We start from the raw sequence: 20,706 nt of genomic DNA, 5'->3' as shown, positions 1-20,706 counted from the left end.
CCAAAAGATTCGGCCGACGACAGCATATCGAACCCGAGCCAAACTGGCGACTAAAACCACCTCCCTTCGGAGCCACCTTACAGAAGGAGACGCCTTCTCCGCAATCCGACCAGAATTCCGTTTGCATTCTGGAGCGCAATACAACTACCATTCAAAATGGCTATGGAGTGATTCCAAGAAAGAACAAAAAAACACGCCCGTGAAGCCTTGAGGGGAATCGCCTGTCGATATTGCGAAGTTCACCCGATGCGCTGCTTGTTCTCAAGTGCCGATGAGATGGACCAGACCGCCTCTTTTATTCGCCCCTTCGACTCATCGTCGAATACATCCCACGTCAGTTTTCTCTTCTTAACGGACTGGAGGAACTGGCTCGCAAGGATGGGCTTCGAGGCTCTCAACTGCTTTACGTAATCTGAGTTGCGCACTCCTGCAGGAGCAGGCTCGCGGTGCAAGACATGTGCCGCAAAATCAGTCTGACTGAACACATCTTCGATACCTGGACAGTCATTGAGCAGTATCACATTCTCGGTAGTCAGCTCTTCCTCTCCACTGTAGAGCGTCTGCTTGAGCTTTTCACGCAACGACCGTCCCTTCTTGTCGTCATCAACAGCAAAGATAAACTCAAGACCCCACCCTCGCAGCAAGAATGAAAGTTGTACCAGCTTGTCGGCACCGGTGGCGGCGAGGAAATGAGCCGGCTGCGCGCAATCGGTCAACTGCCAGAAGCCGTTCATATAGTAAAAGCCACTGATTTCTTCCAGCAGAACATTGTTCGTTTTCTGTATATGTTGTTGCTGCGACAGGTCTGAACCGATGGCGGCGTATAGCGGCGAAAGCGTGTCGCTGGTCGCGCTTCCAAGATGCGCGGCATCTATTACCGTTGTCGGTCCGCCAGGACGGCCAGTCATCCGCTGCACAGCACGGACGCGATAGAGTTTTTCATATTCGATAAGCTGCGGGCTGTGCGTGGTGTACACCACCCATACGTCTCCTTTCACCGCATTGAGTAACCGCAGCAGGTTCTGCTGGGCCCGGATGTGTAACCAAGCTCCGGGTTCATCAAGCAAAAGAAGACGGCCGCGTCGGATTTTCTCGGACGCACTCAGAAAAAGAAAGAGGGATACAAACCACTTAACTCCTCTACTTCGCTGCGCAGGGTAGAAGTCGGCTTCACCGTCTGCGACCCAGAAACTCAAATATCGATTGGTACCCGTCGCGTCCATTTCTGGCCGGTATTCAAGTCTGCAACGAAGCCGCGGAATGGGCAAGCTGCTTTCACCAACCTCGAAGAATTCGCGGAAACGTTCGTTCAGCTTTTTGTCCCCCTTCTCCGTGAGGGCAATTTGCGTTCTCCGTTCGGCGGTCAATAACTCGGGTAACGATATTTTTGCCGCCCGCAAGTAGTTCCTGGCGGCATCGCGGCCAGCCCCCACAAGCTCGCCCTTGTCATCGATATCGACGTAGTCGGGAAGAGCCTGACTGTCCACATCAAATGACAAAGCACGCGGTGCAAAACTATGTATTACGAGAGCGAGGTCATTCGCCCCCATCTTCGATGTCGGGCTTTCATGGCTAACTGGTTTCGCCCCTTCTGTCGAAGCGTTGGCGATAGCTGAAGCGATTGTCGTTAGTGACTGGCCTAAATTGACCAGACCCGTACCGGTGTTGTGCGCATCTTCAAGCATCTTATCGAGCTCTGGGTCCGCAATACCGACAAGTCCTTCAAAGACCGTCCTTCCCTCAGCCCGTGAGCGGTCCCACGCATAGTCCAGCAAAACCTCGCCGCCTCGCGTCGAAAGATAACGCCTCACCGCCTGCTTCTGAAAGAACCCCCAACTGGCGAGTTCGGACTCTAGTTCTTCATATACAACCCGAACACGAAGGTGAATTTCCGGCTCTTTACTATCGACCCGGCAGTCGTTCTCGTTCAACCGCGCGCTACCAACAGTAAGCGCCAGCGCATCCAGAACAGCGCTTTTTCCGCTCTCATTCTGGCCGATGAGCACGGTCACTCTGTCCTCCGAAAAGCGTTGCCACTCGGAGTCAACGATTGAACGAAAATTTCTGATTCTGAACGCTAGAAAGTCCATAACAACCTTGCTTTGTTATTTCTGACTGGAAATCCCATCCGCCTGCTGCGCACAATCGAATACCCAAACCAGCCCCTCCGACCGGCGCGTCTTCATATGCTATCGACATTACTCGCCCGCACGCTCTACTCATTGCGGCACCACGTTCATAGAACTATTCGGGAGAACCTTCGGTATCGAACGGGACAGCTTGCCCTAACCTATCCGACAGCCGCGAACCAAGGTCGGGGTGCAGTCGAATCACCTTCGCAATCTTGCCACGCGTGCTTGCCACCGAAGGCACGTCCGCCTGAGTCCCGGACGTCAACGCCTCTTTGACCTGGTGCACCTGTGCTCTGATTCGACGGCGTTCATCCTTTGGCAATGCCGGGTGAACATTCACCACAAGGCTATTAACCGTTACGCGATGGTTCCGCCGAAGCACCTTGTGCTTCGAGCGCTTTACCGAGTACCCGTACCCCTGAAAACAACCTATTGCTATCCGATTGATGTCGGTCAGTTCCGTCTGGGACGTGTCGGTGGACTTCGAGATAGTTATGTCGTCGACGAGACGGGAGTATCGCCAGCCACGCTTTTCAAGCGTCTCAACCAGACTGTGTTCACGCTGCCAGAACACAAGATTGGCAAGGTAACTGCTAGTTCTCGCGCCTTGCGGGAGGAAACCGTCCTTGGTTGTCAACTGCGTGAGCACCACCGCAACTGGAGGCGCGAACCGGAAAAAATTCGTCCAGATGTCCCGGACAAGTTCGGCTTGGGTACTAGGAAAGAAGTCCGCAATGTCCAGGGTGACGGCAACACATGCGCCGGCGTGAATCTCGGCGTTGCGTACGTAGTCCCTCGGATACGCCCTGTCGCGAATGCTTCCCTGAAGGTACAGCGGAAACAGGACCTTATGAAAGAACAACTGGTTAATCCGGCCTTGGACTGCCTTAAGTTGCCTATGCGCGTCCCATGTTATCCGCTCAGTCCCGTCTTTTTTTGCAACGACGTTCCTGCGGTACATATTCCCGGCATTCGCAGCCAGCCGGTTCAACTGACGCTCGGTTAAGCCAAGCGCCAACGCCAGCGTCTTCACGTCGTTAACCGGCGCGAAGTTATATGAGGGCTTGTTCGGGCGGCTGTTCATTTAGCAGTTGGAGAGCTGCGAAAGATAGCTTTTCCTGCAAGTCGACGGGCAAGCCGGAAAGCTCGGTCTGGTCCGCAGCGAGGAAAAATAGGATACCCGAAGGGATTGCCAACGCTTCTGAGATTCGCTGAATGATGGAAAGGGTTGGGTCCTTCCGCTTGTTCTGCTCAAGCAGCGACAAATACGAAATCGAAATTTCGGCCTTTTCAGCAAGCTGCGCTTGATTGTATCCACGCTGCTTGCGGCAGAGTGCGATGGCGCGGCCTAGGTTCATCTCATGGTCCTTTGGAAAAGGTGGTTTGCTGTGTCACCGGGAGTTGAAGAACAGGTGAGCGAGAGTAGCGAGATTAGTCACGATGCTGAGCGCCTGGGCAAGCATGGTTAATGCCCGCCGGCTCACGCGATGTGGTACCTCGACTTCGTCCGTCCTTTCTTGCAGGCAGTCCTCCATTTCTTCGACGACAGCCTTCAACTCTTCACTGACACTGGTGCCTAACTCTTGGTGCTTTTCCTGATGAAGCGCCTTGAGCGCATCGATGCAGGTTTTCAATTGGTCGTACTTCATTGGAGTGTTCTCCGAAAACGGGCACATGCCCAGCTTCCACAAGCAAATAGCCGAACGGAGAGAGTTAGACACCACAAACCACATCCCAACAAAACAGCTTCCTTCAGTGCATTGCAAAACCGCGCAACGCTTACATCGCAGCAAAGGCGCTCATGCGATTAGCAGCATGCGAACCCCTACCTAACCAGCCAGCCGTAATGACCACGCCATTCGCACTCACGGACCGCGACGAGTGCATCGCGTCCACGGTTTCGGGGATGCAGTGCAGTCAGTACGGCGCGCTTCGGCGGTGACGTGGGAATTGCCCGCTATGCGGGTACCTCGTTCCAACGAACGAAGCAGCACTACCACGCTACTACTTGGGGAGCGATGAAGTCGACCTGTTAAAGAGCACCGAGGGGCGATACGCCCCTCCAAAACAAAGAATACACCAAAAACGTACAGTGGTGGCTCTTTTTTGACTGTCAGTCAAATTGTTGCGTCCCGAGTCGTTGTGCTCCCCGTTTGGGTCCACCACCAGAAGCTAAGTAAAAGCTGGGTAACAAGCGCGTCGGCGCCGCTTGGCATAGCTACCAGGCAAGGTCATCGGGCTGCTGGCGAGACCGCACGTGCTCGCGAATACTCGGTGTCCCCGGGCACGCCAAACACTCATCGACAAATCTGGTTAGAATTGGACATGGCACCCGCCAGAGCTTCGAGCGGCTCAAAAAAGGCGACATGTTTCCATGTTCAAACCCCGCGATAATCGTGCAGCTCCGCACGCGCAGGGGTCGGAATCGCTCGAGACCCCGCGCTCTATTCGGAGCACACGATATGACACAGCTATCCGCTATTGTCTTTGCGGTTCGTCGCGCGTTTGCGGCACAAGGCATGGCCCTCTCGACCGGCCATGCCCAGCAGCTTGCCGCCGCTGCGCTCGGACACAACAATCTCGCTTCCTACCAGGCGGCCAATGACGATGCCGGGCTGGCGGTCGCGTCGGTCATCGTCGTCGACCCAGGGCGGCTTCATGACCGGGCCACCGGGCTCGGGTACGATGGCAGCGCCTTTGCGCAAGCGCTCTCCGCTGCGCTGGGGGCGCGCTTTCCGGCTGCGCGCATCTACTCAGACCACGAGGACTGGCTGACGGACGTCCAAAATCACTTCGAGTTGGCAATAATCAACGACGGACATGTCGAATCCGAAGTGGCGATGACCAACGGTACGTTCCCGCGGATTGATATTGAGTTGCCGTGGTGGGAGACGCTCGATGAGTACGATGGCGACGACCTGAGCACGGAAATCGAAGGTCTGGTCACGGTCGACCAGGATGATGACCGCGCGTATTATGGCCATGAAATTGATGTGCGCGCCACGCTAACGGTGGAGCGCTTCGGCCGGCGCCTCTTCGGTGACTATCGTCTTGAGGTGGAGAAGGCAAGCCTGCGATGGCTGGGCGAGCCGAACCCATCCTTCTGACCGCAAGAGCCTGCCGCCGCTCCTACGCATTAAGCCGGGGCGGCATTTGGCGCCGTTTTGCTGTGGCGACCGCGAGCAGGGAAGTCGGCCAGGCTGACGGAGCAATCCGCCTCAGCGAACCGGCAAAACTCCACGTGATACCCCCGACTTATTCGCTTAGGCGGGGTATAACGCTCCGAGAACGCGGCGCAGCGGCATCCAAAACACGTGTCTTATACCGGGGAATAAAATGTCCAATCAGGCAGTCGCATCGTATCTCCCAGATTTACAGCTCATTAAACTAGGGGTTGAGCTTCCCGCCTTCGCTGACCCAGAGAATCCACGTGGCTTACAGGGGCCCCACGAACTCGCTTACTTCTTCCATGAATGGATTCACTTTTTCCACAATGTCTCCACGATTCATGGCTTGTCCGCTTTTGCAAACCTAGTGCATCTCTGGGGGCACTTCCGCAGCTCTATCGGCGCAGACGGCTTAAGTCAGGGTTCGGTCTCGCTTTCCGACGACGAGAACCTCTGGCTTCGTCAAAAGTTCGCGTTTTCCAGCGCCGAGCGGGCCAAGCGCCCAAACCCGTTGCCCCCGGGGGTCAAAGCCGAGCTTGTAAAAGTAACGAGCGTAGAATTCAGCGACGTCCCACTCCCCGAACTGACGCTGACAACACGTGTCATAGTCTGCAACCTCGAAATTCACAATGGCCAAGGCGACCATATCGAAGCGAAAGTCGAAATCGGCGCGCACGAGGTTCTCGAGTCAGTCGCGTACATGCTGGAAGAAAGGCTGACGCGCAAGTTTGGCGCAACTCCCGAACCACTTGGGTTTGCGCCGTACCATCTGCTCAGGATTTTGGCGCTGCACGTTGCGCCGACCCTTTCAGATGAATGTGTCGTCGCGTGCGGACTCGCATCCCTCCAGGACTCAGACCCACCATCAACTCTACTTGATGTCTTGAGAAGTGCGGAGCAGGAAAAAGCCAAGGGAAACGACCCCCTACAATTTATTGCGAACACTCAATCTCGGCTCCTGCATGACGCCAGAGAGTGGATTGACAAGCGGCTGGAAGAAATCGAAACTCGCTTCCCTAACGACGAGCCGATGGCTCGCGCAGTTAAAAGGACTCTTGCAGCCATCAGATGGAACTTTGAGTTTAGACGGCATTCGCCCCTCGTCGAGTTCTCGCTAATCGACCTGATAGCCTCGGACTGCAATACCTTAACGCAGATACTCGCTGTCTTCGGAGGATGTGCCGTCCTGCAGAAACGGCTTGGCTACGACGACGACGTCGAGCGTGACGTGCTCTATGAGTTTGTGCTAGACACCGACGACAACCAGGAACTGTACGAAGGAAGACGCATAATGCATGCGGCATTTCGCTTTGTTGCCCTGCATGCTGGACGCGGCGGAAGGCTCCTTGCCACGTCCGAGATTGCAGAGACACGTAGCAACATGTGTCCGTACTACACGACCTGCACGTTGGAGGCTCGCAAGGAAAATCCGACTGTGTGCGCCGAGAAACCGTGGCAATCCGTCTCGGAGCACACGCGATGCTGGTACGAACATGCCGTGCACATTATCGCGTCGCCTGAAATCGCCGCGCAGAGAGCAGCAAAGAGGTCGCAGCAAGCCTGACCATCCATCTGCTAGCGCGTAACAGCCAAGTCGATGGAGAGGCGTACTGCGGTTTGTCAGAGGTCTCGAATCTCTTCTACGACAACTGCTTTGAAATCCCTGCAGGCCTGCTCTAGCTGGTTCATCGACTCTGCCAACCTCGGTCCAAAACCGCCGCCTTCGGCTCCTGCCTTATAAGACCTTTTAAATTTGCCGAGCAATTCGCTTCTGGCGTCTCGCTGGTGGATGGCCGCGTTAAAAGTTTTCCTCGAGTTAGGAAAGTACACGTCAACTAGCATCTCGATGCGTCCGAAGTCGTACTTTAGGTTCGAATTGTCGCGAATTTCCATGTCGAGCGCGTCGTTTGCAGTGTAGCGGCCCTCCATGACACCAAGCCAAACAAAAGAATTTGCGCGAAGGTTGCTCTGCCATTTGTCCGCATGCTGGTAAAGCTCTTCTCCACGTTCGCGCGTGAGGGCTCGGCGCTCTTTAGCGAGCTCTTCCTTTGACTGTATTTGGGCACGACGGTCATTGCCCGTGCTGGTCACCCACACGCCAACAAGCGCACCTACCGCACCGGTCAAAGCCGACGAAACGTTGCTCAGTATTGTTGTGTAATCGGTCATACTCTCTCTTCAATCGGTCCAGAATAGGCATCCCGGTGTGAGCCTCTTAAATGCGAAGAAATCGCCGGAGGCTCGAGTAGACGTCGTGGCTCAAGTCGCAGAAACGGAAGAAACCCCGCTTAAGCGCTTTCTCAAATTCAAAGCAAGTTGCACACGCTGAACAGTCGGCGATGATTAGCTGCTGTTTTCTGGCTTACGGTTCGGACTCCGCTTTGACGCCGCAACCCTCTTTGTAGCGTGGATACAAAGTACGTTCTGAACGAAGCGCACCCCACTGTTCCGCGCAGCGACTGATGCAATCAGATATTGGAGCGCAAAGACTACCGCGGACAAGACCACAGCCGAGGCCGTGTTCCCGAAGAGAAACAGACCAAGCGCTACAAGAGGCACGAGCAATAGGGACATTGCAGCGATGTCCCGGAACATCAGGTATTTCTGATGACTCTCGAGCACCGAAACCTCGTTCTCCACCTGCTTGTAGAGCCTATACCACGTCGAATTCTGGTCACGCTCATCGCTGGGGAACTCCCCTACATTCTTTCTAAGCGAGTTGACGTCAATCCGTGAATCGGTTTGTGCATGAACGGAAAACGCGCGCGAAGCAGGCATCGGGTTACGAAGCCGCCAGAAAACCAGGACCGCCTTTTGCGAGTGCGAGAGAAGATACGACAGGAACACAATCGGAACGGGAAGAAAGACCGATAGGCCCGTACGCAATCCCATTCCCTTATCCGCAGTGAAGTCATCAACGGGGTGATGAAACGCGATGACCAACAGCACGATGACATCGAAGATGCCGACGGCGACGAGCCAGACCATATTTCGCGCCTTCAGCGACTTCCCCGATGAGGCGGCATGTGCGACTTGCTGTAATGCGTCCATGTTTTCCCCGTATGTCGAGTGTTGAAGCCAACCGGATTCAGGCCGGCGAACCATCGCGGACCAGCGCAGCATATCCTTCCGGATGACGAATTAGCAGCACTGCCGCGTGACGTATTTGGCCGTCGAGCGATTGCGCTGTATCCCTGTCAATCTGCGACGGACCACTCACCGCCAAATGGCTATGCCATGTCCCCAAGCACCACAGCGTGTGCCCACCGAGCGCTTCGTAGTCACGAATCGCATCCATAGTTCCTTCGACCCCGAGCACGAACCGCTCAGGCGCGCGCGTGCTGTCAGGCGAAGCGGGAAGGACGTCAGTGATGAATATCTCTCTCGTGAGCGCGGAGACGTTTCCCACGATGATGCCGCCAGTTTCAACCGCGGGATGCTCAGCAACATCCGCAACAATTTTCTTATGCGCCCTATCGAGCACGCGAACCGTCCACGTCTTCCCGTCAAATACCTCCGCCACATGCGTCGCACCAACTTCATCATGCGACCAAGCGATAGACATTCCATCGTCGCCGACAGAGGCGACGGACGATATACCGGTCTCGGGCAAACCGACCTCATCGTATTGATGCAATCTCTGGCCGATTCCAGCTGCGACGAGTGAGACTCGAGCGTCCGACATCGCGATAGTGACCGAGTGGCACCCGATACCGATTTCGAGAATATTCGCCGCTGCGGTTACACCCGCATCGCGCAGAAGCCCCAGCAAGCGAAGCTGCTCGTATGAGTGATGCAGCAGGTCGATAGTCGAGGGATTTCTGCCTTGTCCTTCCACGGTTATGAATGCTGCTTTGCCATGATGGACAAGTGCACCTTCAACAACACGGGCTTCAAACTTCGCTCTTGCGAAGAAGTCGCGCACCGCAGGCGAGCCCGTCGTGTGTACTACCACCGATTGCTCGCCGCGAAAGAAGTCTCTGTATTTGGCCTCATTGAAGTCTAGGCCGCGAACATCAGATGCGACGAATTTCGGGCGCTTTGAGCCAAAGCTCCCCATGATTTGCGCCAACCTTTCTGCTTTTCCCTGCAAGTTGCTCACGTCATCAGGCAAGAGTGCATGGCGGGCTACGTTATGCGCGACAACGAGCTTCTCGTCTATTAGCAGCGCTGCCCTGCCTCCCGCGCGCGCGACATGCATGGCAACCTTCGACCCGAGGCTCCCGCACCCTGCAAATGTCAGTTTCAATTCCTTCGATTGCTCCTGCAGCGCCGACGTCCGTCTCAGCAGTTTCGAAGAGATGGGGGACGAGAAGGCAACGGCGCCAACCGCTGCCGTGTCGTCCACCGACAGTTTCGTCGGCAGTGATAGTTGCATCTTGTAGGCCACCATTTCAAACTGACTCTGGGTGCCGATAATGTTCGTGGGCCTGCGCACCGGAAACGCAAAATACAAGAGCACATCAGCCTTGTATTTCGACGTTGCAAGCACACGGTTGAAGTTGCTCACAAAATCGTCCAGTGCAACTCGACAACCCCACTCGGCCGCCTGCTCGGCAAGCTCCGCGAACGTCGTGACCGTATCGGCCTTGTATCGCTCATGAACAGCGGGCTGCTCACCAGGAACGGATTGCGGCCAGCAGAAAACCAAAGGTACACGCCCGCAGAATGCCCTTTCGTTCATCCCGAGCGTCTTCAGCCACTCATGCATGAAGCCCGGGTCACCTACCGGAGACTTAAGCTGAGGGTCACGCGCTATCGACCAGCGGCCGTCTTTGCTCCAGCACGTCATGCATATGAACAAGCGCCACCCGCCAAACGGTGGCTTGACGAAATGTTCTGCTGGGTCCATTTCGACAAAGTTGAAGCCGACTTCCCTTCGGCTCGGTTCCCAGCCCTTTTCATTGATGGCCAGCTCATCGACCGCAGCTTTGTTGAGCCAATCCGACATCTGGTCGACAAGGCGAAAGAACCCATCTGAATGCATTACATCAAGCTTGTCGCCGAACGTAATGCACGGGGGCACCCGACCTCCGCGCTTGTGCAGATAGATATGCGGCAACGCGTCCGGAAAATCCTCACGCAACGTGAATCGCGGTGCGATATCCGGGAAATCGGACGGAAACTCGACGAGCACTTCCTCTCGCGCTCGAACACCATTCGGACTTGCGCCCGCGGCGGCCCAGCGCGACGGCAGGTCAACGAGAAACGTCGCGTAGACGTTTGCGCCACCGCCAGACGTTTCTTCGACCTTTACCGACTCGACCGCAGGATGCGCCTCGAGCAGCTGGATTGCACCCTGCAGCAGAGCGTTCATGGCGACCTCAGTCTTAGCCGTGCGACAAGGGCTTCGAGCCGAACGCTGCGGCGGCACCAGCCGCTGCAGGGGTCGCCGCAACCTTCCATTTCGCCTTGACGCCACCCGACGTGACTTCGAACACCATCGGCTCGGGATTCTTCTCGTTGGGATGGGCGGAGGTGTTCACAAACTTGCCCGAAGCCTCTTTCGCGATAGCTTCGTACTCACGCTTTGCGCGGATGCAAGGAGGGTCATTGTCGTCGTTGAGAATCAGATTGCTACTGGCGACGATGTAAGCGCCCGCGCGCGTCTGCGACAGCGCTTTGCGCGCGTCGGAAGACACTTCAGCCTCTTCCTTTTTCTTGCTCCAGCTGTGCCACGAGAGCGTGTGCCACGAGCAATGGTGAGGCGTCGACAGCAAGTCGTACTCGAGCGCCGTCGTGTCATCCTTGTGGCGTTTCCACTGCTTCTCCCAGATGTACACCTCTGCATCGCCGCCCGACAGGAATTTCACGGCGTCCGCGACCGCTCCCGTGCCGATGGAATAGTTGATGATGATGCTCGACTCGTTCTTCGAGAGTTCATCGGCATCGTGCTCGTCGTCAGCAGGCATCGGCGCCAGGAGCAACGCGCTGAAGTTATCCTGCTCCTTGCCGGCCACGGTAGTGATGCGCTCGTCGGTCTTCACGACGATGTCGAGAATATCGTCGGTCTTGCCGTCCGTGTCCTCGCCCATAATCAAGATGCGGTCGCCATCCTCCAACTCACCCTCTTCGCGGAACAGTGCAACACGACGCTTTGCTTCTGCATTCCAAGCGCGCGCGTCATCGCTCAGGGTGTGGTACTTCGAGGCGCGGCGGAACACCAGCGGAGAAGACCACATCTCTCGAATAACGATTTTTGACGGCTCGCCTCTCGTCGGGTAGTTCATCAGCGGGCCAAGGTAAAAGTGCTCGCGCAGGCCGCGGCAGTGGTCCTGGTCCGGATGGCTCAGCACCATCACGTCCACGTACGGGCGTCCTTCCTCGTCAACGGCCAGTTTCTCGCGCAAATCCTTAAGTACGTCGCGCACGCCGTCGCCTGGTTGCCGGATGTTGATGTCGATAAGAATCGTCCGGCCACTGGATAATTTGATGAGCGTCATGTCCCCATTGCCCACGGGGAAAAAGGTGATTTCTGGCGTTGCCATGGGTGACATCCCTCAAAGAAGTGCGCGAAAACGCCGCCAACCAATTGACGGCAACTTTTACCGCCTAACATGTTCAAATCATATTACCAAATACCACAACATATCGATAATTTACTATTTCAAACACAACATCTTGTGCTTCATCGCAATATTTCTATCATTTGAAAGAAATATTGCCATGCGCGCCACCTGCTTCGGTCAATTCGACCGTTTCCAGACAGTCCCGGCGCGAGCGGCGCACGCATTCAATTACGCAGCGCTTGCAGCGGGGCGAGCCAGAATTTCCGCCAAGGCGTCGAACCACTTGCGGTCGTGAATCAATCGCGCGTCGTGCGCCGAGGCAGACAGAATTTGCGCTTTCGTCATCTGCGAGACGATTTCCCAGTTCGCATGAGCGAGCACGTAAGTGGCGTTGTTGGTGAACCGGCTTTCCAGGATGCAGATACCCGTGCGCGGGAACCCGAATACGACGTAGTCGTCGAATCCCCCCAAACCGACGGCGATAAATTCCGGGGCGTATTTGCCAACTTCATTGAAGCGCGCCGCGACCACTTCGCGGCTCTTGCCGCGGCTCTTTTCGATGACGGTCTCGAGCGACGGCCACGCCGACTTCCACGGGTTCTTGCCAGACGGCAAGAGCTTCCAATTGAGGCGGCGCATCCGCACATCCACCGACGGGCTCATCGACGTATCGAGCACCTCAAACGAGCCGAACTGCTCGACGAGCATGTTCGCCGTGTTCGTCGCAGCGGCGGTCTGCGCATCCGTACGTTCGAACGGACCGGCCACCATGCAGTGCGCGCCGCCGGGGTCAGCCGAGACAACGACCTCGATGGAGTACGGCAGAACCTTCGTGCGCGGATAGCGGTAGTACCGAACATCCTTGACCTCGGTCACCTCGACCTCACGGTCGCCGTGCCGCTGCGTATAAGTCCAACTAATCTGGCGGTACGCAGTCTCTTTCGGCTGGTCGCGATGAACAATGTCGAAGCCATTGGCGTTTCGACGGCTCGCCGCGCCGCGCGCCGGCGGCAGCAGGCGTTCGCCGACGACCAGCGGGCTCGAAAAGCCCAGAGTCGCCAGACGGCGAACATGCTCGGGGCGCACGCGCACGCCGAGGTAGTATTTTTTGCCTTCGGGGAGATGCGACAGGTAACGATTGATGTCGCGCGTCTTGCGTTCTACTATCATCGGATTGTCCTCGCTCATCGGGAGCGGCGAAGCGCCAAATGCTTCGCCCATACTCAGTAAGACTCTTCAGAGAGGCGGCACGGACGTCACAACAAAAATTTTTTCGCGGCGTCCGTAGAGCGCGCCCGGAGAGTCTTTACTAATAACGGGAGTTCGGGAGCTATGAGAGAAGCCCTCGACAGTGACGACCGCCTGAGTCCGGCGGAGGTCAAGCAGGAACTGGAGAATATGTCGCCGGCCGATTGGGTCCGCGTCGAACGGATTGCCAAACGAGCGTACGCCGGGATGGGTGCCGCATCGCATGAGGACCTGCTGCAGGAAGCTTGCGCAAAGCTCCTCGGCGGGGAGCGAGTCTGGCACCGCGGATACACGGCCGTTCCGGCTATTGCATCCGTGCTGGACAGCATGGCCAGTAACGCTCGGAAGCGTGAAGCGAACGGTCCAATCGACGCAAACGCTGTTGTCGAGAGCAGTGACGTCATGGATGCGACCGAACTGCTCGTCCGTAACGTCGAGCCGGTTCAGACTCTCAGCCCCGAGGTCGCGACATCCGATGCCGAGCAAGCGGCCCGGGTGGAGATGCTGCTCGCAGATGATGTGGAGGCAGCACTGGTCGCATGGGAATGGGCTGCGGGTAGACGCGGCAAAGAAGCTGCCGGAGCACTTCAAATGGACAAGAATCAATACGAGGCCGCCCGTAAGCGGCTAATCCGGAAGCTTGAAACGATGGAAGACGAAAGGAGGAACGGATGAGCGCATCGCGCAAGCCCCAGTTCTCGTCGAGCTTTCTCGAGTCGTACACGTACGAGCTGATGTCGATGCCCGACGAGGAAATCCTCGAAGGCCAGGATATAGACGCGGTGAAACAGAGAGCAGCCAACCGTATTGCGGCCGCGAATCAGGATGCCGGGCGCAAACGATTGGCCGCAGCAAAAGCACGTCTTCAGAAACAAGATGAGCCTGTAGCCGCACAGTCGTCGGCGTCGCTAGATGAAATGAAGGCCTATATACGCGACGCAGCGAACGATGGTCAAGTCACCCTCGCCGCTCGCCAGCTCAGCGAGATGTCGGAAGCCGACACTCGACGGCTTTACGCCCAGCTCAAGCAGCTCCAAGATGGACAAGGAGGTAACAAATGACCCCCGGCCAGCGCGCCGAGGCACTTATCGCCGAGTTTGGCATCTCGTCCCCGTCGGAGCTTGACGTTGAAGCCATCGCGTGCGACGCCGGAATGGACGTTCGATATGAACAGCTTGACGGCTGTGAGGCAACACTCGTAGGAGTCAACAACCAGGCAATCGCAACCATCCGGCCGTCAGGGAACCGCGGGCGAGAGAGATTTTCCGCGTCACATGAACTCGGGCATTGGATTATGCACCGCGGGAAGTCGTTCCGCTGCCGCGTCGATGACCAAAGCGCAAACCTGGCGTCGGACGCGACGCTAGAGAAGGAAGCTGATAGCTACGCAGCCCACTTGCTGATGCCGCGCTATCTGTTCGACCCTGCCATCCGGTCGGGAACGAAGATTCCAACCTTCAAGCACATCGGGGAGGTTGCCCAGGCATTCGAAGTCAGCGTCGCAGCTGCCATCATCCGCATGGCTGAAGTCGACTCCTTGCCTATAATCGTCGCCTGCTATGACGGACGCGGAATTCGCTGGCGCGCGTTTGCCCCTCATGTTCCGAGACGGTGGCGGCTTGTACAAACGCTTCACGAAGACAGCTTTGCCTACGACATCGTGAATGGTGTCGAGTCAAAGCAGTGTTCCGGAAAGCAGGAAGCAGCAGCGTGGTTCTCAAACGATGACGCGGAGAGCTTCGAAGTGCACGAAAACGCGATGCCAAGTCGCCCGGGAGAAATTCTGGTGATGCTGTATCTCAGCGATACCGAGATGTTTGAGTCACCCTTCGAGCGCAGGTCCGAAGGGCGTTATCAAGATAACCCGAGCTTTGGCAGGCGGTCTCGTTAAGGCAGGCAACAAAAGAAGACCCGACCGCGCGACCTAGGCCCTCTTCCCAGTATCCGCCTTCTACCGGTCATCGGGCGGGTCGGACCAGCTCGTCAAAGACGAGCCTCTCTAGGGGAATGCTACCTGGTCACGCGTTGACATTCCACGCCTTCGTCTGGGCGCACACCTAGCTTTTGCCACCCAGAATGCCCCGGTGAGCCCGAAGCCAATCAAAAAATGGCGACGCCAAACGGTGCTCAACTATTACGTTGTTTCGCAATTTCGCCCGGTCTATAAATCTCTCGCCATCAGCATCGACTAAAACGAAGTCTTCGATATACGTCAACAATGCATGGAGCGCCTGACACGTCAGCGCGTGCCGATTCTGCAACTCCTCGATGGACCGGCGTTCCGCATCACCGCCCGTCAACAAGACTTCACTTTCTCGATTGCGTTCCTCTTCTTTCCTCCGTTCAGTCTCCTGATACAGAATTTTCAGTCGCTCGTTTTCACGCCGAAGATTGGTAATTTCTAACCGCTCTTTGAAATTCTCGACTTCAGGCCTCCCGGAGAATCCGTCACCTTTTCCATTTTTATGGTTCGTGATATTAGCTACCGCCATAAACCCCACCAACTTTACCTTGTATTTTTGATTTCTCAGCAATGTTGATTTGCTGCAGGGCTTTCCCTCCGCGATTGAGAGATGCTCTGCTAGTGCCTCTGCCAGGGCCGTCACATGAGGAAATCCAAGTTTTCTTTTTTTTGCGAGATGGAGATAATTTTGAATTATTTTCGCCCTGGCATCCTGATTGTCATCTTGAAACTTTTTAAAGGTGTTTATATTATTATTCATGGCTATCGCCCTTACCGACAAGACCAAGGCGTACCGGCATTGCACTTTCCGGCAACGCTCCATTTATAATTGCATCCAACGACTCAATGGTAAGCGAGTTCGCCTCCACCAGCGTGCGAATCAGCCCAGCGCACTCTGCGGCCGGCGCGACGCAAGTTTGCATTGAAAACGCCTCACTGGCCCGGCCGCCGAGTGCAAGCAGCGTACGCCGAAGAATATCAAATCGTGCTCGAATAACTGGATTATCAAGAGTCGGATATGCAACGCATTCATCCAATCGCAGTAATGTATAGGAAGTGAGGTTGGATGGCGACTGCACTCTTTTTAGTTGTCGAGTAATAATTTCCGGTTTTTGCACAATCCATCGCCGGGTTTCTTCACCCGATTTTACTTTCTCATATATCGTATATAGGAGCTCCTCATTTACCTTCCAACCAGCAAGTTCCTCGCCTACTCGAAGGCGCTCTGCTTCCAGCTCGTCTAATTCACCAGCGCTATACGTTGGTGGGTCCGTCTTCATAGCACCCACCAACTTTTCAGTCAGTGAATCTAGTTCTTCCTGCATCGAATGGACTTTAGCTGATACCGCCGGTGCATGGTCAATCGACCGAACTGCGTATTCGCATAAGCCGCATCGACCAATGCCTCTCCAACGTTTTATCACGTCCGGCGGACAAACATTTCCAAACGGACAGATTTCTGTCTTGTTTTCTACCGCATTTGCAGCGTTAGTCTCGCGGAGGACGTCGAGACCATTTTTTCCATTTTCGTTGATGGTTAGGCTCATACAGCCATATGAAATCAACGTTTCCTCCAGGTTCTCTCGAAGGCTTTCCGCTAGCCGGGAATTTACTGCCCCGGCGTCAATGAAGTTTGGGCTACCCGGTCGCTGGTGACCTTCTACGCCTAGCGGTCCGCTGCTGAAACCTTTCTTTCGAAGGGCCATTGCTTGGTGTACGCGAGCATCTTCCAGAAATGATGGTTCGATTTTCGTATAATAGAAGACCGATGTTCTTTTTTGACCCGTTATGGCTTTGCCAATCAGCTCCGCGGGCAAAAATTGTACATTTTGCGAAACAACAGAAATTCTCGAGCTATGCGGCGTTATATTTGTCGCGAGACCAAGTTCGCATACAGTTGCCCTATTGTCATCGCAAAATTGGCCATAACTCAGCCTCCGTTCCTTTATATTCGGATTGTTGAACCCTACATTCGGAGGCACCAGTTCACATAACTTCACAAGTCCGTTTACTCCCAATTCCGGCAACATACCGTGTAGCCCAGCCATTAGCGACTTCCACACGGTTTCGTAGCGACTGTCGTTATGCGGCCTACCATCACGATAAGAGGAAAATAGAGGTACGATTTTCTCCCATTTAGTATTTTGATTGTTATTATAGAAAATTCCATCGTTAAATCCCGGTTCATCAATCAACTTACGCCATGAACGCTGAGCCCTGAGAACTTCAATGACCTCAATATTTACGTGTGGAGTCCATGCGCCGGCCATCGTCTTATCGGTATTGACATAAAGCAAAGTGAAGTCACCATGGCTGACATTTACCAATCTGTCAAACGTATCGACATCCAACCATTGAATATGGTTATGCCTCAACCCAGTATAAAGTGCAACAATTATCTGATTCAGCGCATGCGGTTGCGGCAGTAAGCAGTAATCCGCTTTACCCCCCACTTTAACTCTAAAATTGCTTAGCGCCAAACAGTCTGGAATAAAGCGCAGGGGTATCGCCTTCCCATTAACGAAAAGCACAGGTATTGAAATACCAAACAATTCTGCCAACTCGAATGTGTCCAGAATGGTGCGACGACGGATGCATCGCCGCAAAACAGCACCATTCAACTCGCCCGACAACAACCGCTCCAAAATCACATAAAGATGTGCCTGAATCGCCTCTGTATAGGACAACAATGTCCCAAACAAAATCGAAGGGATAGGCGGCTTGTTTGAATTTGCATAACGGGAAGTGGGTGGGAAATCTTCTCTAGGCAGAGGCTGCTTGAACCCTGCGCACCCCGGCAATCTGTCTGCGTTGTTCTCTAAGAATTCAAAAAATCTTTCAAGCTGAATTAATGTTCCATAGTAGGAGTTATTTACCCACTCACGGTTATCCCGCATAGTGTCCATCAACTCAAAGAAAGTTAATGGCATTGACTCAGCGACGCTCAAAAGTCGGCTAATAAACACACTTGCCGCAAGCTTTTTCGGCTCATCAGGAAATTCAAATTTAGCTTCAGGATGTCTTTCAAACCAATAAGGAAGATACCAAAATAAATAAATATTCAGCCATCCAATTGCCCTTCGAAGCTCTCCTGTAGATTCCGTGCGAATTTTTTCTAAAAAGACTCTTTCTAGGATAACCCACGTCTTAGAAAATTCTTTAATGTTACAGTTGAGGCCTGGGAGGGTTGTCGTTTTCTCCAAGATTTCCAAGCTTGCGTTAGCGATGGGTTGCATCCGGAGTGCCTCTTCGATAACGTCAATGTCATCTCGGCCGCAAAATCGCTCAAGTATTTTAGGGTCTACGGCTGAGCGCAGGGGGCGAGGACGGCTTCGTTTCGGAACATTTGAGAATGCGCTGGATTTTTTTATTTTTGAATATTGCGCTCCTTTGCTTTTCTTCGCAACATTTCCTTCGACGGGAACCATTTTCTGCCTACGGTCGCTCAATTTATCCGACCAGTCGGATACCGAAATTCCGAAATCGCTCCCAAACCTTTTCCCGAGAACATCAATCAACATACGGTAAGGTGGCGCAGTGAAGACACCAAAATTCCCCGCATGTTCGCCCTTTTCCTTAAGTTCCATAAGCTCTTCTACATTTGCGTCCTGCGGTCTGTGCCAACCGGTCGCAAGTAAAAGCTTAGTACCATAGGAGAGAAAATACTCGCGCCCCTTCCTACCGTTCGAAATCGAGGCAAATGCTGGGTGCGGGAGTTCGTCAGATTGTGAATTTAAGGTCCGTATAAATGACAGCAGGCTCGAACATAACTCAGACCCAATCTCTAGCCGCCGCCCTTCCTCGCCTATACTTGGCCAATCAAAAGAAAAAGGGAGCACAATGCATTTCTGTCTATGCAACGAAAGGAGAAACAGGCAAGCCCCTTTCTTCATCCGCGCGGCGTATGTTCGCTTATAGGCAAACTCACCTTCCGAGGGCGCAAGTGTGAATTTATAAAATTGCTCCGGCGTTACGTCAAATGTTCCGCCCATTGCGATATCAAAAGCATTTTGCACATATTCGACTCCGAACCTTACATCCTCCCTCGCTAAGGTTTTATATAAGATAAATTTTGGAAAGCCACCCATCGGGTACGCTTTCGTTGTAACTTCCGCAAGGTCGATGTCGTTTAATTGATATTTATCGAGCAGTGTATCTGCTGCCTCATAAAGAGCTCGGCGGACATTTCTGTGCAATCGCTTCCCGTGCTGGAGAAAAACAGGTTCTTGACGATAGGGATTTATCATTGCATCCGTTTTTTGTCGTTGGCTATTTGAGCCTCAAGTTTGCTGACCTGCGAGTGCAATGCTTGCAACTTCATTTCTAATAAAGAATGAGGCATGCCACCGCAGTAAACCAACGCATTCGCATATTCAAGCTCCTGCCTTAACAAATCTTTATCATAGCGCGCATATACTCGCGTATATTTCTCGCATTTATGCCCCATAATCTGTTGCACGACAGCGAGACTCAGACCATGTTCTCCATTTCTGCAAGGGAAGTAGTTCAACAAATAAATCCCGTAAGCATGCCTCAAAGAGTGCGGGCCAGCTAAGGCAATCGGGATACCCGCGGCTGCGACAGTTCGCTTAAAAATTGTTCTTCGATAGCTTGCGTCTGATAAAAAGTAAGCCTCGCCGACATCGGCACCGGAATCGCTCTGAAAAACGAAACTATGTCGCCCGTGGGCGATATATTCAGTCGCGAGATATCGTTCAAGCTCCTCAAAGAAAATCGATGCGAATGGTTCAATGAAAAATGTCTCTGATGTCGCCCTTCCCTTCCAGCATAGTAAATCTCTCTGAGCCTGTGAAAGGTACAGGTAGCTTGCGTGGTTTCTTCTTTGAGAGGGACTTTTCAATTTTATTTCACGATTTTCGACATCGATATCTTCAAAAAGAATCTGTATCGCCTCGTGAATCCTGCAGCCAGTTCCCGCTACCAATGCATAAAGAGCTTTATCTCGATGGGTTGGCAAGCACTGGAGGAAATCCAGTATCCTATCGAAGGGGAAGGCTCGAGAGTCATCGTAGACATATTCGCCGCCTGATGTCGGCAGCAATGTTGCGTCAATGAGCTTCGGCCCTCCCGCAACTACGCTCGCGAGCATCGAGTTGGAAGCTATCGCCGCTCGCTGCGCCGAAGGAATTGGCAGCCGTCCTTGGCTAGGGACAAAAGGGTCTGGGCTTGCGGAGACGTCTAGCTGTATGACTTGAGCCCTCGATAATTCGAGAAGCTCGCCACGAAGTCGTTCTGATAATTTTAGGAATTTGCGGATGGCTGCATGTGCAACCGCCGACGTTTTTGGACTCACGTGACTGGACGGTCTGCTCTGGCTCACCAACGCAGCAATTTCGCTTCCGGACGCGCCCCCCGTAACAAGGTATTCGTCGTAAGCATCGATGGCATCCAAGATATCGGATTGCGTCGCGCAGTGCCCTTTGGCCTGCATGATTCGGATGAATTCAAGGAGATAGTCGATGAAGTAGGCGACAGAGCGACAGTAGACTTTACGCGTATTGCTGCTGTGCTTCCGGATTAGAGAGCGGGCGAAAACTTCGAATACTCCGAGATATTTGCCCTCCGGCCCGACCAGCCGCCAAGGCAGCTTCCCGTGTATCGGCTCTATCAGCGTAACGTGATGAAGCATCGGGTACTCCAAACATGCACTTGGAGCCAAATTAGCA

17 protein-coding genes and 1 pseudogene are annotated in these 20,706 nt (G+C 54.2%); 5 read left to right on the top strand and 13 right to left on the bottom strand.

The window, feature by feature from the left end; translation table 11 throughout:
• Positions 1–239: 239 nt before the first annotated feature.
• The 4 genes from BX591_RS06740 to BX591_RS06725 form a co-directional block, all read right to left on the bottom strand.
• Entirely contained in the window at positions 240–2,090 is a 1,851-nt protein-coding gene (locus BX591_RS06740; protein WP_111929876.1) for an ATP-dependent nuclease, read from the bottom strand.
• A gap of 154 nt (positions 2,091–2,244) precedes the next feature.
• Positions 2,245–3,216 carry a reverse transcriptase family protein gene (locus tag BX591_RS06735; RefSeq protein ID WP_111929875.1) on the bottom strand — a complete coding sequence of 324 codons (972 nt, stop codon included), beginning with the start codon at positions 3,214–3,216 and terminating at the stop codon, positions 2,245–2,247.
• Positions 3,185–3,490, bottom strand: coding sequence for a helix-turn-helix domain-containing protein (locus BX591_RS06730; protein WP_074262788.1), 306 nt, complete (start codon positions 3,488–3,490; stop codon positions 3,185–3,187). Before BX591_RS06730 ends, BX591_RS06735 begins: the two co-directional genes overlap by 32 nt.
• A 33-nt stretch (positions 3,491–3,523) precedes the next feature.
• Positions 3,524–3,781, bottom strand: coding sequence for a hypothetical protein (locus tag BX591_RS06725; protein WP_146749734.1), 258 nt, complete (start codon positions 3,779–3,781; stop codon positions 3,524–3,526).
• An 813-nt stretch (positions 3,782–4,594) separates the two neighbouring features.
• On the opposite strand from BX591_RS06725, the gene BX591_RS06720 reads away from it, so the two are divergent.
• On the top strand, positions 4,595–5,239 hold the full coding sequence (locus BX591_RS06720) for a hypothetical protein (protein ID WP_111929873.1): 645 nt from the start codon (positions 4,595–4,597) through the stop codon (positions 5,237–5,239).
• A 229-nt stretch (positions 5,240–5,468) separates the two neighbouring features.
• Positions 5,469–6,863, top strand: coding sequence for a hypothetical protein (locus BX591_RS06715; protein WP_111929872.1), 1,395 nt, complete (start codon positions 5,469–5,471; stop codon positions 6,861–6,863).
• 56 nt (positions 6,864–6,919) lie between these two features.
• Here BX591_RS06715 and BX591_RS06710 read toward each other — a convergent pair whose 3' ends face one another.
• From BX591_RS06710 to BX591_RS06690, 6 genes and pseudogenes are all read right to left on the bottom strand, one after another.
• On the bottom strand, positions 6,920–7,468 hold the full coding sequence (locus tag BX591_RS06710; protein WP_111929871.1) for a hypothetical protein: 549 nt from the start codon (positions 7,466–7,468) through the stop codon (positions 6,920–6,922).
• 174 nt (positions 7,469–7,642) lie between these two features.
• A complete protein-coding gene (locus BX591_RS06705; protein WP_111929929.1) occupies positions 7,643–8,350 on the bottom strand; it encodes a hypothetical protein in 708 nt (235 codons plus the stop codon).
• A gap of 37 nt (positions 8,351–8,387) precedes the next feature.
• On the bottom strand, positions 8,388–8,864 hold the full coding sequence (locus BX591_RS37310) for a Mov34/MPN/PAD-1 family protein (RefSeq protein WP_420849346.1): 477 nt from the start codon (positions 8,862–8,864) through the stop codon (positions 8,388–8,390).
• Between the two features lie 1,323 nt (positions 8,865–10,187).
• Positions 10,188–10,616, bottom strand: a pseudogene (locus BX591_RS37305) (hypothetical protein); the annotation flags it as partial.
• Between the two features lie 13 nt (positions 10,617–10,629).
• Positions 10,630–11,787 (bottom strand): ComEC/Rec2 family competence protein, encoded by a 1,158-nt coding sequence (locus BX591_RS06695; RefSeq protein ID WP_111929869.1) that lies wholly within the window; start codon positions 11,785–11,787, stop codon positions 10,630–10,632.
• Positions 11,788–12,036: 249 nt separating this feature from the next.
• A complete protein-coding gene (locus tag BX591_RS06690; RefSeq protein ID WP_167444505.1) occupies positions 12,037–12,978 on the bottom strand; it encodes a hypothetical protein in 942 nt (313 codons plus the stop codon).
• Positions 12,979–13,140: 162 nt separating this feature from the next.
• On the opposite strand from BX591_RS06690, the gene BX591_RS06685 reads away from it, so the two are divergent.
• The 3 genes from BX591_RS06685 to BX591_RS06675 are packed head-to-tail and all read left to right on the top strand — an operon-like array spanning position 13,141 to position 14,947.
• A complete protein-coding gene (locus BX591_RS06685) occupies positions 13,141–13,731 on the top strand; it encodes a hypothetical protein (protein ID WP_111929867.1) in 591 nt (196 codons plus the stop codon).
• Complete coding sequence (locus BX591_RS06680) at positions 13,728–14,117, top strand: hypothetical protein (protein WP_111929866.1); 390 nt, start codon at positions 13,728–13,730, stop codon at positions 14,115–14,117. Before BX591_RS06685 ends, BX591_RS06680 begins: the two co-directional genes overlap by 4 nt.
• Complete coding sequence (locus tag BX591_RS06675) at positions 14,114–14,947, top strand: ImmA/IrrE family metallo-endopeptidase (protein ID WP_111929865.1); 834 nt, start codon at positions 14,114–14,116, stop codon at positions 14,945–14,947. The genes BX591_RS06680 and BX591_RS06675 overlap by 4 nt, the downstream gene beginning before the upstream one ends.
• A 166-nt stretch (positions 14,948–15,113) precedes the next feature.
• Here the strand turns inward: BX591_RS06675 and BX591_RS36010 are convergent, their stop codons facing one another.
• From BX591_RS36010 to BX591_RS06665, 3 genes are read right to left on the bottom strand one after another with little or no spacing between them, the layout of a single operon-like run.
• Positions 15,114–15,779, bottom strand: coding sequence for a hypothetical protein (locus BX591_RS36010; protein ID WP_146749733.1), 666 nt, complete (start codon positions 15,777–15,779; stop codon positions 15,114–15,116).
• Positions 15,772–19,266: a hypothetical protein gene (locus BX591_RS36005; protein WP_146749732.1), complete on the bottom strand. Its 3,495-nt coding sequence runs from the start codon at positions 19,264–19,266 to the stop codon at positions 15,772–15,774. Before BX591_RS36005 ends, BX591_RS36010 begins: the two co-directional genes overlap by 8 nt.
• Positions 19,263–20,669 (bottom strand): tyrosine-type recombinase/integrase, encoded by a 1,407-nt coding sequence (locus tag BX591_RS06665; protein ID WP_111929863.1) that lies wholly within the window; start codon positions 20,667–20,669, stop codon positions 19,263–19,265. The genes BX591_RS36005 and BX591_RS06665 overlap by 4 nt, the downstream gene beginning before the upstream one ends.
• Positions 20,670–20,706 lie beyond the last annotated feature (37 nt).

This window comes from Paraburkholderia bryophila, from assembly GCF_003269035.1.
GTDB classification, from domain to species: domain Bacteria; phylum Pseudomonadota; class Gammaproteobacteria; order Burkholderiales; family Burkholderiaceae; genus Paraburkholderia; species Paraburkholderia bryophila.
The sequence above is the reverse complement of the archived record's forward strand: the minus strand, read 5'-3'. Positions and strand labels throughout refer to the sequence as shown.